The following is a 22,139-nucleotide window of genomic DNA, read 5'->3' as shown; positions in this document are numbered from 1 at the left end:
AGGACACCGTCTTAATTTTCCTTTGAAGCAATTGCTGGAATTTATAAGATAGGCTACTGTAAAAGTAATTTTACTATTTTATTTGCTTTTCACCATAGAAATATATTCTTTAACCACTTCATATACATATTCTTGATTGGCTGATGCAGTACCCGGATCGTAAGTACCGCCATTTGTTTTATTATTTGATAGGATTCGAATACCTAAGAATGGTACATCATATGCTTGGGCAATTTGAGCTACTGAGGCACCTTCCATTTCTTCTACTGAGGTACCGTAAATCTCGTGAATCCATTTAATTCGGTCAACTTCGCTATTCCAAAAGTCTGCTGAACCAATCGTACCTTCGACAACTTTACCCTTCGTGTATGTATCTTTTACTGCATTAGCAGCCGCAAGTAAATCCTTATCTCCCTCGTAGTAACGGACTTTATTAGCACTCGCATCTGATCCGCTTCCTTCAGAAGCCATTAAGTCCATCGGGATCCATGTAGTTGGATCAATTCCTTGGTTTTCATCCATATTTGATGTTTTTAGTGAACCAATATTTGTTGTTCTTTTTCCTAAAACAATATCAAATACATTTAGACTCGGATCATGCCCGCCTGAAGTACCTTGGTTGATAATTGCGATTGGATTATATTTTTCAATTGTCAATGCTGTAGCAGCAGCTGCATTTTCCATTCCCTTTCCTGTTTTCGTAACGATGACAGGATAATCGTTTAGCTTTCCTTTGTAAAAAACAAACGTTCCTGATTTTTCTATTTTCACATTTTCTAATTTATCTGCAAAAAATTCAGCTTCAATTGGCATTGGACCTTGAATGACGATTGGTCTCGGAGCACTTTCTGCTTTTGTGACTTTCTGTTCATTTGAATTACAACCCGCAACCAATAACACAGCTGAAATAGCTGCTACTGAAGCAATTTTCTTAAACATTTTGTTTTTCATAAATAATCTATCCCCTTTTTCTTGTTGTTTGATACACTCGCTAATTGGTCCAAAAGAAAATAGCCTAGAAAAATGCAGAATCAATCCTGCCTTCCTAGACCATCAAAAGTCAAAGTATAAATAATTTAGCAAAAATGCAAAAATGCAAAATTATAAATGACAACAGCTAAGAATGCCGAACAGCCAAATACTTTAACTCGTAGTCTAGTTCGTTTATTGGGAACTAGGTAGAGACACTCGAGACCATCTTACCGAGTATATACGAGTAATGTTTTTAGGATTATTACTTTGCTAATATAACAAACTTATAATAGATATTCAACTAAAATATGAACATTAATTTAAAATTACTATTTAATGTTCGTGTTTTAGGAATAAAGGACCGAAAAGTTGGATAAATATTACCTGTTTTTCAACGATATCAAAACTTTGCAGAATAGATTCAATCGGTCCAACGAAAGTACTTAATACTAATAATCGTGGAGACAATTAAGATTCCGGCTAATACTCCTAAGTCAACCAAGGAACCCGATGTAAAAAGTGTGCCGTTCCACCCATCCCTTAATGTGTTGACAACGTAGGTTAATGGAACGATGACAGACAATTTTTGCAGCACTTCAGGATACGCTTCGAGTGGAATCGTCGCTCCTGATAAAAACATCATTGGGTACATTAGAATCATCGCAATTCCTAAAGCTGTCTGCATTCGCTTAGCAAGACTTGATACAATAAATCCGATTGAAAAAAATGTGATAGAAGAGAAAGTTAATGCAAATAAAAACTCGTATGGGTGCTCTGTCAGTCCGGAACCAAAGCCAAACTTTGAAATCAGTAAAATCTCTATCACGCCTACATAAATAGCGAAAAATCCTTTGATAACCGTTGCCGTAAAGATGGCGCTTTGATTAAGTGGGGTTCCTTTCAATCGCTTATAAACCCCTTTCTCCCTGTCAATGACAATTTGAAGACCCATCGAGAAAAAGGCCGTTGTAAAAATAATAATGGCAATCATACTCGGAATGTATGCTTGGAAATAATCCAAACCATCATATGAATTAGTTTGAAACATGAGCCCAAACACGACAAAGCTTACTGCCGGTACGATGAATGTAAATAACAATGGCAATGTTTCCCTAAAAAATAATTTCAGTTCCATTTTTGTTTGTGTGAATACGGTTTGCATATTTTGTTCCTCCCTTAACGTTCTACCGCATATTGTAAATAAACGTCTTCCATCGTTCCATCACGATTCTTGAGTAACTCAATCAAACGCTTTGGCTTATCACATGAAACGAGCTTCCCTTTTTTTATAATGGCAATTCGATCACAATGCCGTTGGGCTTCATCCATATAATGAGTGGAGAGAATGATGGTTTTCCCTTCCGCTCTATATTTATTAATGCAAGCCCAAAGCTCAAGCCGTGCTTGTGGATCCAAACCTGTTGTCGGCTCATCTAAGAAGATAATTTCTGGATCATTGATTAAAGCAAGTGCAAGTGACGTGCGCTGCTGCCACCCTCCTGAAAGGTTCTTTACATATTTGTTCAGATATGGCTCAAGTCCGAGTGTTTGGATAATTTCCTTTATATCTCTCTTTTTTACATAGTAAGAAGAAAACAATTCCAGCGCCTCTTTTACTTTAATCCGATCATAGAGAGCTGTTTGTTGAAGCTGGATGCCAATCTTTTGTTTGATTTCGTCAGAAGCTACGGTCATATCCATGTCTAGAACTTTGACAGATCCAGAATCTGGTTTTCGTAACCCCATCATGATCTCTAATGTGGTTGATTTACCTGCTCCATTTGCACCAATAATTCCAAGTACCTCTCCTTTTTTCACTTGTAAGGAAATTCCATCCACAGCTTTAACATTTCCGTAGCTTTTAACGATATTTGTCAGTTCAATAACACTCTTATTCATCGTAACGACTCCTTTTGTCATGCTCTTCTTTATATCCCTATCTTACAAATGGAATCTTAATTTAATCTTAAGTGAACCATATTTTACTATTAAGAATGCACAACAGCTCCATCAAACAAAAAAGGCATAACACATGAAGTGCTACACCTTTCATTCTGATGCTTCAATTGGCAGTTCAACGATAAAATTTGTTTTCCCACGGCTGGGCTTCGTATCCACATACACCTTTCCATCATGCTTCTCGATAATCTTCTTGGTAATGGCCAGACCTAAACCGGATCCACTGTCATTCACCCTGTTTTTATCTCCTCTTACAAAAGGTTCAAATAGGGTTTGGGCAATGTCTTCACTAATTCCAGTACCATCATCGCCGATTTCCATCGTAATGTGCTCCATAGACTCTTTCAATGAAATAAAGACCATGGTTTGTTCTGGATTATATTTAATCGTATTTTCTAAAAGATTGGAAATCGCCCGGTAAAGGAGCTTTTGGTCAAACCTATACACGATCTGCTTTGCAGGGATATGAATGTCCAGTTCCATTTCCTTGCCTGCAAATAATTCATAGTACTCCACAATCACTTCTCGTAAAAATTCACAAAGATCTTTTTCCTGTTTATTGATTTGGGAATCTGGGTTATCCAATTTAGAGAATATAAATAACTCATCAATTAATGCTGTCACTCTTATAGACTTGTTATAGATATAGTTGAGGTATCGTTTTGTCTGTTCTTCATCTTCTACAATTCCTTCATATAATGCCTTTGAATATCCTTGAATGGTCGTCATCGGTGTTTTTAGATCATGCGAAAGATCTGCAAGCATTCTTTTTTTACTTTCCTCCAGCTGTTCTTTTTCCAGGCTTTTTTTTCTTAACTCCTCAGCCACTCGTTTAAGTTCCTCGTTTAATTCCTTGTATCTCTGTGAGGCTTTCATAATAAAGGGTAAAATGCCTCCGCCAAACAAAGGCGCTGCTAATCCAACCACTAAAAATAATTGAGCAGGAAAGACGGTTTGATGAACGAGATATAAACCAAATACAGTAAAACTCCCACATAACCAATACATCCATCTCAGTGGAAGCCGAACAATTTGATAAACAAATATAAAAATCATATACAAATACATAGGATTGTAAAAGTAAGAGAAAACAAGGGTGATAACGAGTTCAACGGAAACAAAATAGATAACCCATTTTGCAGTCCAAAATACCTGCCTGTACATGATAACAAAAATCAACATCAGCAAAAGACCAGGGTAAAGTCTAGCAGCTGGTTCCTGCAACAAAAAGTACAGCGGAATACACAAATTTGCTAGATAGATATATGGAAAAAATCCTTCCTGCCTTGGAAATAGTCTTTTATGAAATGGTTTCACTTTCATCCCTTCCCTAAAGTTGTTATTACACTCTAGATAACAGAATAATACCTCAATCTTAAATTAATCTTAATTACACCTTACATTAATCTAATTTTGAAAAAAATAAATTTAAGAGAATGAAGTATTCTTTTTTTCAAATTTATAGCCTAGACCTCTTACGGTTTTTATGTATGTTGGCTTTTTCGGGTTGTCTTCAATCTTTTCCCTTATTTTTGAAATATGCACATTAATGGTGTTATCTTCTTCACCACCCATGTAATAGTCATTCCATGCTCTTTCAAATATTTGTTGCTTTGTATAAACTCTTCCAGGTGTGCTCATTAATAAATCAAGGATGTTATATTCTATTTTTGTCAACTGAATCACAACACCATTTCGAATAGCAGAAAACGTGGCTTCATCCAGGGTAAGATCACCAACTACTTTTTTGCTAGTTTCAGAACCTTTAGGCTGGCTGGTATCTTGGGTTGAAAAGTTATAACTTCGTCTTAACAGGGCCTGAACTCTTGCAACAACCTCAAGGGGATTGAATGGCTTCTGAATAAAGTCATCCGCTCCAATTTGAAGCCCAAAGATTTTATCCTGATCTTCCTGTTTCGCAGAGATGATGATAATTGGAATATGCAATGTTTCTCTTACCTTCTTAATTAGCTGGTATCCATCTATAATAGGCATCATGAGGTCCACGAGCATTAAATCGATTTTCCCTTTGGAAATATACATTAAAGCATCCATTCCATCATGTGCTTCGATTACATCGTACCCCTCTTTTTCTAAATAAAGCCTAAGCAATTCAGCAATTTCTGGTTGATCATCTACTATTAATATATTCTTTTTCACCCATAATCCCTCTCTCAAATTTTGATAGTCCCAAGCTTCTCTCGTAAAGCCGTTTTTTTCTAGTATACCAATTGAGAGAACTACTTAATAGAAAGATTTTCCAATTATTATGAATCTCAGTAAAAAAGGGACAATTCTTTAAGCAGAATTGCCCCCTTATTGGTGAAGGACTACATATTATAGAACATTCGGTTTCCCATTTTCATATGGTTTTAATATACCATAGATGGTTTCAATGACAGGAACCTCCACTTGATATTTGGCTGCCAGACGCAGTGCCCCTCCATGCAGATGCTCGACTTCGATTAGAAGCCCTTTTCTCATATCTTGATGCATGGAAGATGTCGCTTCTTTTTTGAAACTTAGTAATGTGTTTGCTACTTTCTCTAATTCTTGCTCTGTTAAAATAATCCCCTCTCTACGACTTATTCCTCCCATGGAAGAAGAATTAGCTTGCCTGTCGTTTGTCGCTGTTCCATAAGTCGGTGCATCTCTGGAGCCTTGTGTAATGGTTGAAGATTACCAATGACTGGTTTAACAACACCTTTAGCTGCAAGCTCCAAAATTTGTCCGAGGCTTTCAAAGAATAACTCTTTTCTTTCCGTAACTCTCCCTAGTAAAAATCCAGTTAAGCTTTGGCTCTTTGCAATTAACAGAGCTGGATTCACATCTACTGAGGTTCTGCTGGCTGACCCATAGGTGACTAAGCGTCCAAACGGTGACAGACAGTTAAAATTATCAAGACGGAACTGTCCCCCAATCGATTCTAAAATAAGATCCACACCTTTTCCATCACTGTTTTCTAGCACTTGCTGAATCCAATTTTCCTCAGAGTAATTGACAACCACATCGGCACCTAACGATTTTGCAAGCTCCAATTTTTCATCGGTACTTGCAGCGGCAATAATTTTGCCTGCTCCTATGTATTTCGCAAGCTGAATGGCTAACGTACCAACCCCGCCGGCTGCCGCATGGATAAGCACGCTTTCTCCCATCTGTAATCGTCCTTGCGTGGTTAACACATGATATGCTGTTAATCCTTGCACAGGAATCGCAGCAGCATCGACAAATTGTAATTCATCCGGAATTTGTAATACTCTTGAAGCAATTGCTTTACAATATTGCGCGTATCCACCGCCTACTTCTTGAACCACCGCAACGACCCGATCGCCCTCCGCAACATGAGTGACGGCTGAACCTACCTTGCTGACAATACCGGAGACTTCACTGCCCGGAATCCATGGAAGTGCGGTTTGATGCACTCCTCCCCCGCCCCTTCGTTTTGTTGTATCCGCATAGTTTACACCACACGCTTTGACTTCGATGAGTACTTCTTCTGACGATATTGCAGGAATCGGAACATCTGTATATTCCAGCACATCTGCCGAACCATACTGTTCTATTAATATAGCTTTCATACCATTCATCTCCTTGATTTTAGACAATAGAATAAATGAAAAAGGTGATGGGAAGAAACCCACCAACCTATTTCATACCAGACCGTTTTATGCGAATATTTTTTCGGCTTCCGCACTCTGATTATTAGAACTTGCTTCACTTTCGCAGTGGAAAACAAATGACTTATCCGGCTGTAAAGTAAAATATAAACGTTCTCCTTCATGCGGTATGAACGAAGGATGTGATCGAATACGCATAATATCCTCTCCGGATCGAATAAAAACTTCAATCGTCTCCCCTAAGAAAATTAAATCCGTTACCACTCCCTCACCAACATTCAACTCTTGGTCAGGCTTGTCTCGATACAAGCTGACATAATGAGGTCTAAAAAATAAATCAACCTCACGAGTCTTTTCCTGTAAACGGCTGGTCGCATTAAATCTACCAAAACTATTTTGGACGACAGCCATATCTTCATCCAACTGAACTAGCTCACTTTTAATAAAGTTGCCATAGCCGATAAAACTAGCAGTAAAACGATTCTTCGGTTTATCATACAAATCAAAAGGTTTGCCTAATTCGACGATATTTCCATCTTTCATCAATGCGATTTGATCAGATAATGCTAATGCTTCTTCTTGATCATGCGTGACATAAACCGTTGTTAAACCAAACTCTTGCTGAATATGTTTGATTTCAATCCTCATTTGTTCACGTAATTTAGCGTCAAGATTACTAAGAGGCTCATCTAACAGCAATACTTCTGGTTCAGCTACCAAAGCGCGGGCTAAGGCAATCCTTTGCTGTTGTCCGCCGCTTAAATTAGGTGCCAATCGATTAATATATGCCTCCAAGCCCACTTTTTTTAGGCTTGCTCTAACTCTCTCTACTATTTCTTTCTTTGGAAGCTTCTTGTTTTCCAAAGGATATGCCACATTTTGACCAACCGTCATATGAGGCCAAATTGCATAGGATTGAAATACCATTCCAAGTCCTCTTTTTTCAGCAGGAAGGTAGTGGTTTCTAGACCCATCAAATACGATTTGCTCTCCAATTTGAATTTGTCCTCCGTTTGGCCTTTCTAATCCAGCTATTGAACGGAGGGTAGTTGTTTTACCACAGCCACTTGGACCTAGTAAAGTGAAGATTTCACCTGTTCCAATCTCAAAGCTAATATCCTTTAAAGCTAGTACAGGTTCTTGATTTTCTTTGGATTGGTATTCTTTACGTAAACGCGTTACCCTAATCATGATTTTCCTCCAACCTTTTAAAATTTTGTCTTCATTCCGCTATTTGTTACTTTCTCAAAAAGCCATCTGCTGCAGTAGAAGAGTAGTCCAAATGCAACAATCAAAAATACACCTACAACGGAAGCCTTTGCCATGCTGCCCTCTTCCCAGAAACTCCATACTAACGTAGATGCTACAAGTGTACTCGGGCTATAGAGCATAACGAGAACGGGCAATTCCCGCATAGCATGGACAGCTACCCAAATAAAAATATAAAACAACGCAGGAGAGATTAATGGTACAGTTATTTTCCGAATCGTTGTAGAAAAGCCAGCCCCAGCCAATTGGGAAGCTTCTTCTAAATCTTTAGAAATTTGCATTTGAGCGCTTACCATGGTTCGTTGCCCAAACGCAATATATTTTGTTACCATCCCGATGATCATCACCCAAATGGTTCCGTATACGGGGATCGGGAAATAAATATAGAAAAACATAAGCGAAAGACCAATAACAACACCTGGAATGGCTAATGGTAAAAAGGCAACTGTATCAATCAGTCGACGGGCTCGTGGTGAAAAAGGTCCTCTTACCACCATCCAGCTAACAATGCCAACAAGGATAAAGGTAGCAATACCTGAACCAATTGACATGGCCATCGTGTTCCATGTGATGTTTCCTATTTCGGACATATTAAGGACATCACTATACGCTTTCAATGAACTTGATTTAATGGTTTCCCAAGTAATTGGGACCGTCCATGCATGTAAACTTGACCATATTAATGAAAGTAATGGGAAAATTACACTAATGAGAATGAAGCCCCAGACAGCGATAATCGTTGGAATCTTCCATTTTCCTAAGCTCATCCGCGTTGGACGATACCCTTTTCCAGTAATCGTTGCATATTTTTCTGCATTCTTGGTCACACGCTGGTAGTACCAGATTAAAACAAACGCGAATACTAACATTATCACGCCTAGCACACTAGCAAGCCCATAATCTGGTAATCCACTTGGTGGATGTGTAGCAAAGTAAATTTGTGAACTAAGCAATGGTATACCCGCCGTTAGCCCGATTGTACCTGGTATTTCAAATGTTTCCATGGCAACAATTGTAAAGAAAATTGTTGCCGATAATAAAGCCGGCATTAGAATCGGAAATGTAATTCGCCTTACAGTGGATCCTATTCCATGGCCGCAAACCGCGCTTTGTTCTTCCAAAGTGGGATCTAATGTACTAAACGTTGCGGCAATCATGAGAAAAGCAGTCGGTACCATCGAAATTCCCTGGACGATGATCATTCCGCCTAAACTATAAATGTCAAATGGTCCCTTCTCAATGCCAAACAATGCTTGCAATGGAACATTGATAATTCCATTCGTTGGATTTAATAGCTGTAACCACCCAATCGCATAAATCATTTGTGGGATCGCCATGGGAATCATGACCAAAGAAAATACGATCATACGTCCTGGGAAATTGGTACGTTCCAATACCCACGCTAGAAACACAGCTATAGATATTCCGATGAGAATGGACCCAACCGTAAACACCACTGTGTTGCCTAAAAGGCTATACGTTAACGGATTGGTGAGAACAGAAATATAATTATCCATGGTGAAAGTTAACTGTTCAAAAGGAAGCGTCCCTTTCGTACTTCCGACACTACTATACAAAAGGATTACCATAGGCACGAGTACGATATATGAAACGATTAGAAACATGACGAGATACAACATTTTCATAAAATCAAAGTTGTACCACTGCTTTTTTGGTAATAATACTGGAAGATTCGTTGCATTGACAGAAGTAGATGGTTTCATAATTCACCTCAATTTACATGAATTCTGTTGTTAGATTAGGAGGTTACTAGTATCCACTAGTAACCTCCAATCATTTAATTTATTGTAAAGAATTTACTTTACCGGTTAGTTCCTCTGTAATTTTCGTGATTTGCTCGAGATTTTCTTCTTTATCAATAATAATTTCGATGCCTGCCTTCTTCCACGCTTTCCCTAATTTTGATAAATTTTCTGTATTGGTTACCATTCCTACACCTTTGAACTCCTCTTGTGCTTTAACACCTTCAGCTGAATTCATCCAAATATTGAATAAGAAGGCTGCATTTGGATGTGGTGCATCCTTTAATACTCCCGATAAATAATTGTAAACAGGAATCGATTCAGTTTTCACCCAATCAATAGGAGCCCCTTGTTTTTTCAACAGTTCAATTTGAAAGCCATACGTACCAATCGCAAAAGCCACTTCACCAGAGGCTACTGAATTCGCTGTAGGTATTCCGCCCTTTAATATAACTGGATCTAGCTCTAAAACATCATCCAAATACTTAAGTGTTTTTTCAGCTCCCCAATCTTGAGCCAATAACGCCAGTGTGCCTACACGAGTTTCAACACCGATTTTACCTTTCCATTTTGGATCAATTAATTCTTCCCACGTTTTTGGAAGCTCGTCCTTTTTCACTAAAGTCGTGTTATACGCTAATGGGTAAGTAAGGTGATAGTGACTGATTAAACGATCATCATAAAACGTCGTTTCTACTCCGTAATCTTTATAGTTGAATTTTTGAACTAAGTCTCTTTCTAGTAATGCTGGATAAAAACGTTGCGACCCGTCCATGATATCGACACTTACATTTCCAGAAGATTGTTCTGTAATATATCTTTGCGCCGCTTCACCCGGTTGAATGACAAAATGATTGATTTTTATACCTGGATACATTTCATTAAAACGTTTCGCATATCCTTGCACATGGGCTTCTTCAGTTGCTGACCAAAAAGTGAGCTCCCCTTCCTTTAAAGCAGCTTGATACAATTCAACCATATTCTCAGGAACGGTGTCAGGCACCTTGGAAGTATCACCATTATTCGTTTTAGCAGTTTCGGAAGCGGTTTCAGTTTTACTGCCACAAGCTGCTACTACCATCATCATTACAGACACCATTAACAACAAAAACCATTTTTTCTTAAACATTTGTCCACCTCTTTTAATGTATTATTTTTTAAAAAATTGATCCATTAAACTCTAAAATACCGAAAGCATTTTCAAACAAAGTTACATAAAAGGGTAATAGATCCTTCTAATAACACTTAATAGAAATATCCCAGCAAAACTAGATCCGATTTTATAAACCTCGCAAAATTTCCACACGTTTTCTGATTCTTTCTACTAAAGTCTTTATTCCCCCCTAAAGGCGAAGCACCAATAATTTGATATTTACACTGTATTACAATCCAGATAATTTAGAAAATACTTAAAACGTTATATACCTATACTAAAAAGATATAATCTTTATTACATTGGGTTCTTTCTTGTGATACGATAATGGAAAAAAGAGGTTATTATTATGGATATTCGGCAATTAAAATATTTTATTGCGATTGCAGAGGAAGGCAAAATTTTAAAAGCCGCCCAACGTTTGAATATATCGCAGCCTCCTTTAAGCAAACAACTTATGCTGCTAGAAGAGGAACTAGGTGTTAAGCTGTTTAATAGGCAAAACCAAAACCAAAGATTGATTATTACAAATGAAGGAAAATTATTTTACCAACGCTCTAAAAAAATAGTAGAGTTAGTGGAAGGTACCGTGGAAGAATTCAAGGAATTGTCTGAAGGCGTTAGAGGTACGTTATCCATTGGCAGCATCCCTACACTCGGTGCCACCCTTTTACCCAAGCGGATCCGCAATTTTCAAAAACAATACCCAAACGTACAGTTTCAGGTATTTGAAGGAGATCCAAACCGGATAAAAGAACTAGTAGCAAATAGAATTGTAGAGTTAGGCCTCGTTAGGCATCCCGTTAATAACCAACTTTTCGACATGATTGAATTGTCTGAAGAACCAATCGTGGCGGCAATGAGCGAGAAATGGAATATCGGTGAAAATCGGGACTACATTACCTTGTCAGAACTTGAGGGTAAACCACTGATGTGCATTATAACTCCGAAAGGCACCTCAGCGTACAACCATTCATCCGTTACCGATAGGGTGGTAGCCGCCTGTTTGCAAAACGGTTTCGAACCCAATATCATTGGTGAAAGTAGCGCCATCACGCCGCTATTGAACTGGGCCCATTATGACATTGGTATTGCCATGGTGCCTCGGTCAGCGATGAATATCATGCCTAATTCTGGACTATTATTCAAAGAGATTCGTGAACCTTCTATTATGACGCACCAGCCTGCTTTAATCTGGCTGAAAGGGAACAATCTCTCGTTGGTTTCGCAAAGATTTATAGAAACCTTCCAAGTGGGTGCGTCTAATCTGGATTTAGACACAATCTAAAGGTATAGAACACCTAAGGCAGATGATTGGAGGGATTATATGACAGCGTTTTCTCCTGTTCATCTGACTTAAATGATTTTTCTTAAAATATCATCGTGTAAATGCTCAATGTCTCCAACGAATGACAACATCTACTTTGTTCTTAGGGGAAAAAAGTGCCAGGCACCAGCTATAAAACTTGATAGTTAGGAAGTTTAAAAAGTAGATATTGAGAATTATCAAAATGGTGGAATTATGCAGACGTGGTTCAAAACTGCTAACTGTTCTTTTTCTTTCGTCAGGTTTTGACTCCTGACCATCACTTCCATGCCAAAACATTGGAAGTGCTCCCATTTTTCCTTATATCTTCCTCCATCATGAATGACAACATTTTACTCTCAGTTTCATGAAAAACAGTAAGTTATTTAACTATTTTTAAATCCTTAGTTATAATTAACCATTCTTTTTTACTATTATATAAAGTCGAATGTTTTTTGTAGCATTATAGTACATTCTATTATTTTCTTGGCTGTGTAAACTCGGCTGTTGATTAAACAATATCCTTTAACACGGCCATTATATTAAAGGAGGGCAGTAATGAACGAGATTGTTTCCGCGTTTCAAGAGATTCCAACGACGTGCATTTCAGACATTATGCAAGGGCTAAATAATATGGATCCTTTAATTAAACCATTAAAAGAGGAATTTAGAATGGCAGGGCGTGCCTTTACCGTTAAAATGCCGGTTGGTGATAATCAATGCGTTTTACGTGCTATTCGTGAAGCCAAGCCGGGAGATATTCTTGTAGTGGATGCCAAAGGAGATACCTATCGAACCATCGCTGGGGATTTCATCCTTGGGCTTGCACAAACATTAGGCATTACCGGGGTAGTAACCGATGGGGTTATTCGTGACGTTCTTGGTGTAAAAAGACTTAACTTTCCAGTTTTTTGCAAAGGTACCACCGTTGCTTCAAGCGCGAAGGGTGGTTGGGGAGAAGTCAACGTGCCGATTTCTTGTGGTGGAACCTCAGTAAATCCTGGAGACATCATTGTAGCCGATGCAGATGGGGTTGTAGTAGTTCCGAAAGCGATTGAGGAAGAAGTATTAAGGCAAGCAAGAGCAAAACTTGTTCAAGATCAAGAAAGAGATGAGAAAGTTTCTGGTAAACCCGATGAAGTTATCCGCTATTTAGATAGTTTGTTGAAATAAATAGCTTACAAAAAGGAAAACGATTTCTAGATGTTTTCCTTTTTGCTTTTGTTCACCGTTGAACCTGGAGAATCATGCTTATGGGAATCTGACGAGCCTTCTGGTTACCGTTGAACACGAAAAAACATGCTAGCGGGAATCAGACTAGTACCTGATAGGTTTTGAACCCGATGTTTCAAAAAAATATCAATAGTTGCGAAAATAGCCTATTTTTTGAAGATATTCCTCAAGAATTCACCGATTCCGTCGGACTCTGTTTTCTTGTTCTCCATATTATAGGATAGTCCAAAACCATAACCATACTTGTCCCCTGATTTTGCCCGGTATACATAGGAAGGAGCTTCATCAAAGCCTGGTACATCCCCTTTTTCGTTTGTAACTGCTTCCTGATTGCGGGAATAGTAAGAGGCAGTTTTCCTGTCGGGTTAAATTTCCCACGAATCACATCCATTAACGCTTCCGTTTTTATTCCGAATGTTCCAATGACAGCCGCTGCATTCGGTTCAATTTCTTGAATCAGCCAAGGACTGCTAAAGTTGATCAGAGCAAAGTGCCAGGCACCTTCCATATAATTGGATGGTGCCTGACACTTTGCTTCTGGCTTCTGTAATTTTCTATTGCTGATTAAATTGTTGCACCATCCCCTACCCTTATCACCCTGCATTTATTTCTTATGGACCTGTCACTCGAAAAGTTTAGGAAAAATTTACATAAATGTAAGAGTTTCAAAAAACAGATGTTATAAAATAAATTTCAACAACTAGAACATACAACAAGGAGGACAGCATGATAAGAAAATGTGGAAAACAGCTTCTAGCTGGCATGTTAACAACATCATTGGTACTTTTGAATGTCGAGATATTTTTTCCAAAATTAGGAGAAGCAGCATCTAAGTCTGGGGATAATCTTAAAAGTGAATATTTGATAACCCAATCGAAGGAAACACTAGTTTTCTGGATCATGAACGATAAAAACGAAGAAAAAACAGTAGCAGACTTCAATAAAAACTATGGAACCAGATTAGTGGAGAACAAAAATATTGTCCGGGTCTACAACGCTAGCATGGCCAACTCTGGTATGCATGGACTTGTAATTGCTGATAACACAAAAAAAGAGATATCTGTATCGTATTATAATGATCAAGAAGGTGTAGACGACACACAACGGAACAAAAGCATTCTATTCCAATTTCCCGAAAATAGCTCAACCATTTCATCAAAAGTTAGTGCCCGAGTGAAAAATGGGACTCCTGGAATGGTAGAAGCATATCAAGTCCCCGCTCAGACGGTGCATATAGAAGCAGATCATGAAAACCCAACCCTTGAAAATCTAACCACTCAAACCGTAGTGAAGGATACAGAGAATATTAAACTTATTGTAGATTCGGAGGACAACAAAGCGGTAAAAACTGTTAGAGTCTCCTACAAGGCCAATGATGAAAGCGACTACAAAATTGTGATTTTACAGCAGGACTACAACACTATGTTTTTTAATCATACGGTTTACTCACCAGAAATTATGGGAAAAGAATACATTGAATATTTCTTCGAAGTATCAGACGGAAAAAATGAAACAAAAAGTAACACGTATAAAGTAAAGATAACAAACGAACGAAATATGGATAGTCTTCGAGTAAATGTAGTAGATAACCAAATTCTATCTGGAAAGGTAGTCATAACAGGAACCTCTAAAGATGAACCAGCTGACCATATCAAACTGCTAATTGATGACCAGAGGGTTGCCGAAAAAACATACAAAAGAATTGAACACACAGCCTATCTCGCATTTGACGTTAGCAATGTAGATATGTTTTTTCAAAATGCAGTAACGATTGGGGATGAAGTACTTCATATTTTTGACAACTGGATATTAGAATGGCAAACGATCACCGTTCCAATCCAACCTGACCGTTTGAAGGTCGGGAACAATATGCTTACCATCCGCACTGGCAATAAAGCATCTCCATTTGATTTGAATTCGGTTGAAAATCGTGATGATTTTCTAGTGCGAAACGTTCGTTTAGTATTAGAAGATGGCACCATTATTACGGATTCTTCATACCGGAACCCAAACAAAATAATCGCAATGAAGGACAGCAATCCATTTAAAACGTTTCATTTCATTCTTTCAGAAGCCGATGCGGCTTCAAAAGCATACAGTTGGAATACAATGGCTGTGCCTGATGGGGAGCATATGATTACCGTCCAAGATTCAAATGAAGAAGTAATAGTCCCCGTTATAGTTGATAACACTGCTCCTACTATTGACCCCTCCATTGAACAAAATAAGCCATACAAAGGTGAATTTGTGATAGACCCTGTCATTACTGATGCAATTGCAGGTGTAGCCTCATCAGAAGTAACACTCGATGGAAGCAAAATCGCAATTCCTTACTTTACTTTATCGTCACAACTGACTCCTGGAAACCATGTATTACGCATAAAAGCTGTTGATAAAGCAGGGAATACAAAAGAAGTGAATTATAAATTTACGGTAGTGGATGAAAACCCACGTAAACCAGAGCCCGAAATATCAACAGATAAAATATATGGAACTCCGACCGTTCGGGTTAAAGTAACAGACCCGACAAATGATGAAATGGATGTTACATTTTATCAAGCATTCCAATACGAACCGAAGGATGCGAACAGCATAAAATCCTATCAAAACACAGCGAATGTAGAGCCTCCCCCCATACTTGTTCCGGAAGGAGAGCAGCCATTGACAAAAGCGGAAATTTCTCTGATTTCAACCCAAGATGGAAAGTATTTAACAACCAAATCCACTGACCAATTCCCCTATCATCGCTTTGATGTGACATTAGACCCTTCAGTAAATGAGAAAGATGTTGTTGAGCTCGTTTGGAAAGGTAAATCGTTAAAAGGTAGAAAAGTGACCATGTATGCATGGAGTCATTTCGAACACAAATGGAAAGTCGTGACGAATAAAATTGCTGGCAATAAAGATTTTACATTAAGAGGTACTGTAAATGTTTCGGAATACATGATGGATAATAAAATTAACGTACTGATTCAAGATGAAATTCCAGCATCCGCCAATGACTATGATTACACATTTGTGTGGATGTCTGATACCCAGTACTATTCCATGACTTATCCCTATATTTTTGACACACAAACCAAATGGATTGCAAACAATAAGGACGCATTAAAGATTAAGTATGTTTTCCATACCGGTGATTTGGTAGAAGAATCATTCAAAGAAGATCAGTGGAAACGTGCTGAACTGTATATGAAAACATTAGAAAATGCGAATGTTCCATACGGAGTTCTAGCTGGAAACCATGATGTAGACCATAAGACGAGTGACTATACACAATTTTATAACTATTTCGGTGCAGGCCGCTTTACCGACAAACCGTATTACGGAGAAACTTACAAAAATAACCGTGGTCATTATGATTTAATTTCTGTAAATGGGAACGATTATCTTATGGTGTATATGGGCTGGGGGGTGGACGAAGAAGGGATTGCCTGGATGAATCATGTTCTTGCGGATCATCCTGATCGAAAGGCCATTTTAAGTTTCCATGAATACTTGATGGCTAGTGGAACCAGACACCCGAACGGCGAGAAGATATATAAAGAAGTTGTATTGAAAAATCCAAATGTCATGGCTGTCCTTTCCGGACATTATCATGAAAGTCAAACGATTGTAGATGAAATCGATGATAATCATGACGGCAAACCAGATCGTAAGGTATTCCAAATGCTGGCGGATTACCAGGCAGGACCTGAGGGTGGTCAAGGGTACATGCGTCTTCTTCATATTGATCAGGACAACAATCGAATCATCGTGAATACGTACTCCCCCTATCTGAAGGATTACAATTTTTATAATACGGATGTATACCCTGGCAAAGGTGAGTTCGTCATGGATTTAGATATGCAGCCGAGTGAAAAGAGTGTCTCTACTGATTCCTTCGAAGTAAATGTCTATACAGATACAGAAATTGGAAAGAAAGAAAATGTGAAAAGCGGAATGTTTGCTGAGGTAAAATGGTATGGGTTAACTGAAAACAATTCCTATGCCTGGTACGCAGTCGTAACAGATGAATTTACTGGAAAAACAGTATCAAAGATTTGGACATTTACAAAAGGAAAAGCCGATGAGCAGTCTCATGAGACAGTCATAGATATTACTATGAGAAAACATCCAAGAACAAGAACTGGTGAAACTCATTAAGATACAAAAAACTATATTCGAAATCGGAGTAGCCAATATCCCTTATTGGCTACCCGCATTCCTTTTTCAGGTATATACATTAGCCAATAGCAATGAACAACTCACGTTTAGTTGGTCTTTTTAATAGATTTAAAATATAGAAGGAACTGTAATTGCGCTAAATTACAACTAAAAAAGGTTTTAGGAAAACAAACAAAAAAACCCGAAAGACTATAAATCTTTCGGATTTTCTAGGTGTCTAGTTTCTTATCGGTTAGTTACTACCAACAACATTTTCTATGACATCTTCTATCATCGTGTTTATCATCGTGTCTATCATCATGTTTTTTTTCACAACGGCGTACAGCTTTGCAAAAATCATCAAAATCAAATTCAATTTTTGCATTCAATCTGACTTTTTCTTCTTTTTTACAACAATCATCATCGTGATGGTCATGGTTTCTTGAGCAGCTCATCTATTATCCCCCCCTTCATTTTTTAATACATTACATTTGTATTTTATTCAGTCCTTGGACAAGCCGTAAGGGCGAATATCTTTTATATGAAAAAATATGCTTTTATAACACTGTTCGCAATTTCAGTTAGTAGAAAACCATTTAATTCCTCACCCTAGATTTACTTGATCCTTTTAAAGAGCAAAGTGCCAGGCACCTTCCATATTATTGGATGGTGCCTGGCACTTTACTTCGTGTTTGGCGATTATTATTTTTTTCATCGAATTTAAGAGTTAATTCTGGATGACTTTTGAGACAACCTTGTTCCTGTCTTTTATCCCACTTCGTTTTAATTTTTGAAGATATTCCTCAAGAATTCACCGACACCACCGGGATTTGTTTTCCTGTTCACCTGATTATAGGATAGTCCAAAACCATAACCATACTTGTCCCCGGATTTTGCCCGGTATACATAGGTAGAGGCTTCATCAAAGCCTGGTACATCTCCTTTTTCGTTTACCACTGCTTCCTGACTTGCCGGAATGGTAAGAGGCAGTTTTCCAGTCGGATTAAATTTCCCACGAATCACGTCCATTAACGCTTCTGTTTTCACGCCGAATGTTCCAATGACAGCACTTGCATTCGGTTCAATTTCTTGAATCAGCCAAGGACTGCTAAAGTTGATGACTGTAATCGTCGGTACGGTTTTCTGTATTTCGATAATTCGATTTTTATTATCAATTTTCGTTTCTGGCCCTATGGAAATATGTGATGGCCTCGAAAGAAGATCTTGTTTGGGCTTTATCCAAACAAGTGCATGTGTCGCTTCCTCCAAACGGTCTGTCAAAGTGATGTCTGGATGAACTTTCTGAATGTTTTTTCTAAATGCTACCGTATTTGCATTCTGATCACCGGCTGGGAACGATTCGACATAAAGTTTTATATCCTTTATTTTATTATCAGTTAGAGGCAAAAGCTTTTGATCATTGCGTAATAAGATGATTGACTTCCGATGGGCTAAGTCTGCCTTTTTTTGTGATTCTGGATTATTGACTACTTCAAGTGCCCTTTTCGGATTCACATACGGGTTTTCAAATAAACCTAATTTCATCATTTCCGTGAGCAAATAGACCACGGATTGATTGATTTGTTCTTCACTTACCAAACCTTGCTTTACTGCATTTATAATGGGTTGTGGATCTTTTCTTCCAGAAGAAATATTGGAACCAGCTTCTATTGCCTTAGCAATTCTTTCTTCTAACGACAGGTGTTCAATACCCCATGCCTTATCAGCCACCGCACCCGTATCTGTGTTGACATAACCTTTAAACCCCATTTTCTCTCTCAATAAGTCGGTTATAAAAGCTTTATTGAATGCAAAACCGACTTCTTCAAATTGCTGATTTTCCTTATAGGGAGGGAGTCCTTGATCTGCACTATCATTACTTGGATAAGCATAGTAAGGGATAATTGAAGTTGTTCCTGCATCGATGGCTGCTTTAAATGGAGGTAGGTGATACCTTTGCAAGCTCCCTTTTGTAGGATAGATATTAAAACTTCCTTCCTTAAAATGTGGATCTCTCCCGTTCTTGCGTGCTCCCCCGCCAGGAAAATGCTTTGTTGTCAGAGAAACACTGTTTTCGTCAAGTTCTTCACCTTGGAAACCTTTGATTAATGTATAATTGATATCTGAAACAAGTTTTGGATCTTCTCCAAATGTTTCTTGGATCCTTGGCCATAACGGGTCCGTCGCAAGATCAGCATTATAGCCATACATTTTTCGAAAACCGGTTGTTGTCCATTCTTTTCGTGCAATTTGAGCAAATTCTTTAATTAAATCAAGGTCACGGGTTGCAGCGAGTCCTAGAGAATCTGGCCATATGGAAAATTGACCAGGCTCGTCTTTTGCAGTTACATAGTAATTTTCAGCTTTTTCTATATCTGAAATGTTTGCAATCGTTGTGAAATGATTCCGGGGATTTGAAATAAGTACTGCCGGAATCCCTAATCTTGTTCCCTCCGTCCTTTCTTGCAGTTGATTATTTATGTTGGCAATAACATCAGCACTTGGTGTATCGCGATATATAAAATAGCGTGTATGTTGATCAATCAGATTATTCGGTTCTCCCAACTTTGACCCTTCGATTTCCCGAAATTCAGGGATAATCATAAGTCCGGCTTTTTCCTCTAAGGTCATTTTGGATATTAGATTAGCGACTCGCTTTTCAACCGATAACTCCCAGTTTTCATAATCATCTAGTTTTCCATTTGAATTTAAATCTTTAAATACTTTTCCGTTGATAGTCAGCGTTTCTTTTACCCGTGCCAAGACTTGCGGATTAACACTTTTGGCATCTACTGAAGGGTTGACAATGACAAGAGATAAAACGATGGTAATCAAATAAGCAAGAGCCTTTTTTCTTTTTAAAATCAACAAGTTCCCTCTTTTCAATCATTCATGTTGGTTGATGTTTTCCACTTACTATTTTCCTTTTTGGAAAAAATTATTCGCTCAATATGTGGCAAAACGAAGAATTTTATAGAAATGAAGGCTCTATTCTGCTGACAACTTGAATTCGTTTTAAATGTGTGTATAATAGTAAATAATTTTATAAATCAAATGTTTTCTAGGGTTCCGCAACATATTGTTGGTCTGGTCCGAGAGAAAACTCACAGTATACTGCTGTGTCACGGAGGGATAAAAGCCCGGGAGAAACTGTATTACAGTTTTCTCTCAGGGCTTTTTTTGTTTGGTAAGACTAAAATTGGAGGTGCTTTCAGATGAATCGTAACTGGCTTAAAGTATTTGTTGCTGCCTTTTTGGAAGTTTTTTGGGTGATTGGATTAGCTCATGCATACGACTTTTGGACTTGGACTGGAACAATGATTGCTTTAATTATTAGTAACTATTTAATGATTACTGCCGCTCAAATTCTTCCTGCTGGAACGGTCTATGCTGTTTTTGTGGGATTAGGAACAGCGGGTACTGTCGTTTCGGAAATTCTTTTCTTTGGAGAATCATTCAAATGGGTGAAAATTCTTTTCATTTTACTATTATTAATGGGCGTTATTGGATTGAAATTAGTCACAGTTAACAAGGTCGAGGAAGGAGCTGAATCCTAATGGCATGGTTTTCTTTAATCTTAGCAGGTTTATTGGAAGCATATGGCGTTGCAATGATTAATCAATTGAATATAAAGAGAAACTGGCAAACAATTACTTTATTAATTTTTGGGTTCGGGTCAAGTCTAATGCTATTAAGTTATTCCTTGCGGTATATACCTATGGGGACTGGCTACGCAATATGGACAGGAATTGGTGTTGTTGGCGGTACATTTGTTGGAATGATATTTTATGGTGAATCAAAAGACTGGAAGAGGTTAGTTTTTATAGGAATGGTTTTATGTGCCGCAATTGGACTAAAACTTGTCTCATAACAGGAGAAATACGTAATCTCTGTGTACATGCTTTTTGTGTCACATCAGACATTTGATAAAAAAGTTAGAATTACCAAAATTAAATATATTTTTATTAAATGAATTAAACAAGTTGAACCAATATATTTTATCATGAATATATTATTTTAAAACCTGGATAAGCTGTAGGTGATAAAATGGATCTTAATTTTGATAAGTATATAAGATCTGATGCATTGATTTTAGTCCCAGTCCTATATATAATCAGCTTGTTACTTAGACAAACTCCTTTCATTCCTGAATGGACACATGCTTGGATACAATTGTTTTTTGCAGTTATTGCTTGTCTACTTTATTATGGTCTAGAAATACAATCTGTTGTTCAGGGTATACTTGTTACTGGAGTGGCTGTCGTCACAAGCAATTTATTTTATACCACGATTAATGGAATAAATGAATCAAAAATCAAAAGAGTGCCTAATAGAGAGATAAAAGATAAGAAAGAAGAGTGAAATAGCTAAGAATAATACAATGTTCCTTAAAAGTGTAAGCAACATTTTTTTATGGGTTGCCTATACGATGACTTGCTGTTTTAACTCATTTAAAATGAGAGCCAAAATCCGCATGTTTTTATGCACCACTTGCGTATTTTGGCTCTTTTAGTCAGAAATCTTCTTTGATGTAAAATTCATACCACTTTCCTTTTTATGGTAAATGTTAAATAGAATACCACTTAAACCGATTGCTAATATAATTATGCTATAAAAGTTAGCACCACCTGAAAAAATATAATAACCACCTATCCCTCTGATGCTCCACATGCATAAATGCAGTGGGTTCATAACTTCCTAGTCTTCTCCTGTTCGTACAC

19 protein-coding genes and 2 riboswitches are annotated in these 22,139 nt (G+C 37.8%); of the genes, 6 read left to right on the top strand and 13 right to left on the bottom strand.

What is annotated here, in order from left to right; all coding sequences use genetic code 11:
- Positions 1 to 78: 78 nt before the first annotated feature.
- The 10 genes from J2Y03_RS04270 to J2Y03_RS04225 all read right to left on the bottom strand — a co-directional run bounded on the left by J2Y03_RS04270 (position 79) and on the right by J2Y03_RS04225 (position 10,709).
- A complete protein-coding gene (locus J2Y03_RS04270) occupies positions 79 to 951 on the bottom strand; it encodes a 5'-methylthioadenosine/S-adenosylhomocysteine nucleosidase (RefSeq protein ID WP_310190995.1) in 873 nt (290 codons plus the stop codon).
- Between the two features lie 180 nt (positions 952 to 1,131).
- A riboswitch (purine riboswitch) is annotated at positions 1,132 to 1,236 on the bottom strand.
- 157 nt (positions 1,237 to 1,393) lie between these two features.
- Positions 1,394 to 2,134 (bottom strand): ABC transporter permease, encoded by a 741-nt coding sequence (locus J2Y03_RS04265; protein WP_310190993.1) that lies wholly within the window; start codon positions 2,132 to 2,134, stop codon positions 1,394 to 1,396.
- A gap of 14 nt (positions 2,135 to 2,148) precedes the next feature.
- Positions 2,149 to 2,871 (bottom strand): ABC transporter ATP-binding protein, encoded by a 723-nt coding sequence (locus J2Y03_RS04260; RefSeq protein ID WP_310190990.1) that lies wholly within the window; start codon positions 2,869 to 2,871, stop codon positions 2,149 to 2,151.
- Positions 2,872 to 3,021: 150 nt separating this feature from the next.
- Positions 3,022 to 4,248, bottom strand: a complete 1,227-nt coding sequence (locus tag J2Y03_RS04255) for a sensor histidine kinase (protein ID WP_310190987.1) — start codon at positions 4,246 to 4,248, stop codon at positions 3,022 to 3,024.
- A 111-nt stretch (positions 4,249 to 4,359) separates the two neighbouring features.
- Positions 4,360 to 5,091 (bottom strand): response regulator transcription factor, encoded by a 732-nt coding sequence (locus tag J2Y03_RS04250; RefSeq protein WP_310190985.1) that lies wholly within the window; start codon positions 5,089 to 5,091, stop codon positions 4,360 to 4,362.
- A gap of 177 nt (positions 5,092 to 5,268) precedes the next feature.
- Positions 5,269 to 5,529 (bottom strand): ketopantoate reductase family protein, encoded by a 261-nt coding sequence (locus tag J2Y03_RS04245; RefSeq protein WP_310190982.1) that lies wholly within the window; start codon positions 5,527 to 5,529, stop codon positions 5,269 to 5,271.
- Positions 5,517 to 6,536: a quinone oxidoreductase family protein gene (locus tag J2Y03_RS04240; RefSeq protein WP_310190980.1), complete on the bottom strand. Its 1,020-nt coding sequence runs from the start codon at positions 6,534 to 6,536 to the stop codon at positions 5,517 to 5,519. The genes J2Y03_RS04245 and J2Y03_RS04240 overlap by 13 nt, the downstream gene beginning before the upstream one ends.
- Before the next feature lie 60 nt (positions 6,537 to 6,596).
- Entirely contained in the window at positions 6,597 to 7,739 is a 1,143-nt protein-coding gene (locus J2Y03_RS04235; RefSeq protein ID WP_310190978.1) for an ABC transporter ATP-binding protein, read from the bottom strand.
- A 17-nt stretch (positions 7,740 to 7,756) separates the two neighbouring features.
- On the bottom strand, positions 7,757 to 9,541 hold the full coding sequence (locus J2Y03_RS04230; RefSeq protein WP_310190975.1) for an ABC transporter permease: 1,785 nt from the start codon (positions 9,539 to 9,541) through the stop codon (positions 7,757 to 7,759).
- Positions 9,542 to 9,620: 79 nt separating this feature from the next.
- Entirely contained in the window at positions 9,621 to 10,709 is a 1,089-nt protein-coding gene (locus J2Y03_RS04225; RefSeq protein WP_310190974.1) for an ABC transporter substrate-binding protein, read from the bottom strand.
- Between the two features lie 373 nt (positions 10,710 to 11,082).
- On the opposite strand from J2Y03_RS04225, the gene J2Y03_RS04220 reads away from it, so the two are divergent.
- Both J2Y03_RS04220 and J2Y03_RS04215 read left to right on the top strand, forming a co-directional pair.
- Complete coding sequence (locus tag J2Y03_RS04220; RefSeq protein ID WP_310190971.1) at positions 11,083 to 12,021, top strand: LysR family transcriptional regulator; 939 nt, start codon at positions 11,083 to 11,085, stop codon at positions 12,019 to 12,021.
- A gap of 576 nt (positions 12,022 to 12,597) precedes the next feature.
- Positions 12,598 to 13,212 carry an RraA family protein gene (locus J2Y03_RS04215; protein WP_310190968.1) on the top strand — a complete coding sequence of 205 codons (615 nt, stop codon included), beginning with the start codon at positions 12,598 to 12,600 and terminating at the stop codon, positions 13,210 to 13,212.
- Positions 13,213 to 13,438: 226 nt separating this feature from the next.
- Here the strand turns inward: J2Y03_RS04215 and J2Y03_RS04210 are convergent, their stop codons facing one another.
- Entirely contained in the window at positions 13,439 to 13,876 is a 438-nt protein-coding gene (locus tag J2Y03_RS04210) for a glycoside hydrolase family 3 protein (protein ID WP_310190966.1), read from the bottom strand.
- 122 nt (positions 13,877 to 13,998) lie between these two features.
- Here J2Y03_RS04210 and J2Y03_RS04205 point away from each other — a divergent pair, with 122 nt between their 5' ends.
- Positions 13,999 to 17,418 carry a metallophosphoesterase gene (locus J2Y03_RS04205; RefSeq protein WP_310190964.1) on the top strand — a complete coding sequence of 1,140 codons (3,420 nt, stop codon included), beginning with the start codon at positions 13,999 to 14,001 and terminating at the stop codon, positions 17,416 to 17,418.
- A 253-nt stretch (positions 17,419 to 17,671) separates the two neighbouring features.
- On the opposite strand, the gene J2Y03_RS04200 is transcribed toward J2Y03_RS04205, so the two are convergent.
- Positions 17,672 to 17,803, bottom strand: coding sequence for a hypothetical protein (locus J2Y03_RS04200; RefSeq protein ID WP_310190961.1), 132 nt, complete (start codon positions 17,801 to 17,803; stop codon positions 17,672 to 17,674).
- A 398-nt stretch (positions 17,804 to 18,201) separates the two neighbouring features.
- Entirely contained in the window at positions 18,202 to 20,286 is a 2,085-nt protein-coding gene (locus J2Y03_RS04195; protein ID WP_310190957.1) for a glycoside hydrolase family 3 protein, read from the bottom strand.
- A gap of 182 nt (positions 20,287 to 20,468) precedes the next feature.
- Positions 20,469 to 20,567: riboswitch (guanidine-I (ykkC/yxkD leader) on the top strand.
- A gap of 66 nt (positions 20,568 to 20,633) precedes the next feature.
- On the opposite strand from J2Y03_RS04195, the gene J2Y03_RS04190 reads away from it, so the two are divergent.
- From J2Y03_RS04190 to J2Y03_RS04180, 3 genes are all read left to right on the top strand, one after another.
- Complete coding sequence (locus J2Y03_RS04190) at positions 20,634 to 20,975, top strand: DMT family transporter (RefSeq protein WP_310190953.1); 342 nt, start codon at positions 20,634 to 20,636, stop codon at positions 20,973 to 20,975.
- Positions 20,975 to 21,289: a DMT family transporter gene (locus J2Y03_RS04185; RefSeq protein ID WP_310190951.1), complete on the top strand. Its 315-nt coding sequence runs from the start codon at positions 20,975 to 20,977 to the stop codon at positions 21,287 to 21,289. The genes J2Y03_RS04190 and J2Y03_RS04185 overlap by 1 nt, the downstream gene beginning before the upstream one ends.
- Before the next feature lie 176 nt (positions 21,290 to 21,465).
- Positions 21,466 to 21,780, top strand: coding sequence for a phage holin family protein (locus J2Y03_RS04180; protein ID WP_132094667.1), 315 nt, complete (start codon positions 21,466 to 21,468; stop codon positions 21,778 to 21,780).
- Positions 21,781 to 22,139: the final 359 nt, after the last annotated feature.

This window comes from Neobacillus niacini (genome assembly GCF_031457145.1).
GTDB classification, from domain to species: Bacteria; Bacillota; Bacilli; order Bacillales; family Cytobacillaceae; genus Neobacillus; species Neobacillus niacini_J.
Note: the sequence above shows the minus strand (reverse complement) of the source record. Positions and strands in the feature narration are given on the sequence as shown.

What these genes read in the sequence shown, in the direction of transcription:
- J2Y03_RS04270 (WP_310190995.1), bottom strand. Translation starts at nt 951, where the DNA reads ATGAAAAACAAAATGTTTAAGAAAATTGCTTCAGTAGCAGCTATTTCA.
- J2Y03_RS04265 (WP_310190993.1), bottom strand. Translation starts at nt 2,134, where the DNA reads ATGCAAACCGTATTCACACAAACAAAAATGGAACTGAAATTATTTTTT.
- J2Y03_RS04260 (WP_310190990.1), bottom strand. Translation starts at nt 2,871, where the DNA reads ATGAATAAGAGTGTTATTGAACTGACAAATATCGTTAAAAGCTACGGA.
- J2Y03_RS04245 (WP_310190982.1), bottom strand. Translation starts at nt 5,529, where the DNA reads ATGGGAGGAATAAGTCGTAGAGAGGGGATTATTTTAACAGAGCAAGAA.
- J2Y03_RS04235 (WP_310190978.1), bottom strand. Translation starts at nt 7,739, where the DNA reads ATGATTAGGGTAACGCGTTTACGTAAAGAATACCAATCCAAAGAAAAT.
- J2Y03_RS04230 (WP_310190975.1), bottom strand. Translation starts at nt 9,541, where the DNA reads ATGAAACCATCTACTTCTGTCAATGCAACGAATCTTCCAGTATTATTA.
- J2Y03_RS04225 (WP_310190974.1), bottom strand. Translation starts at nt 10,709, where the DNA reads ATGTTTAAGAAAAAATGGTTTTTGTTGTTAATGGTGTCTGTAATGATG.
- J2Y03_RS04220 (WP_310190971.1), top strand. Translation starts at nt 11,083, where the DNA reads ATGGATATTCGGCAATTAAAATATTTTATTGCGATTGCAGAGGAAGGC.
- J2Y03_RS04215 (WP_310190968.1), top strand. Translation starts at nt 12,598, where the DNA reads ATGAACGAGATTGTTTCCGCGTTTCAAGAGATTCCAACGACGTGCATT.
- J2Y03_RS04210 (WP_310190966.1), bottom strand. Translation starts at nt 13,876, where the DNA reads ATGCAGGGTGATAAGGGTAGGGGATGGTGCAACAATTTAATCAGCAAT.
- J2Y03_RS04205 (WP_310190964.1), top strand. Translation starts at nt 13,999, where the DNA reads ATGATAAGAAAATGTGGAAAACAGCTTCTAGCTGGCATGTTAACAACA.
- J2Y03_RS04200 (WP_310190961.1), bottom strand. Translation starts at nt 17,803, where the DNA reads ATGCAAAAATTGAATTTGATTTTGATGATTTTTGCAAAGCTGTACGCC.
- J2Y03_RS04190 (WP_310190953.1), top strand. Translation starts at nt 20,634, where the DNA reads ATGAATCGTAACTGGCTTAAAGTATTTGTTGCTGCCTTTTTGGAAGTT.
- J2Y03_RS04185 (WP_310190951.1), top strand. Translation starts at nt 20,975, where the DNA reads ATGGCATGGTTTTCTTTAATCTTAGCAGGTTTATTGGAAGCATATGGC.
- J2Y03_RS04180 (WP_132094667.1), top strand. Translation starts at nt 21,466, where the DNA reads ATGGATCTTAATTTTGATAAGTATATAAGATCTGATGCATTGATTTTA.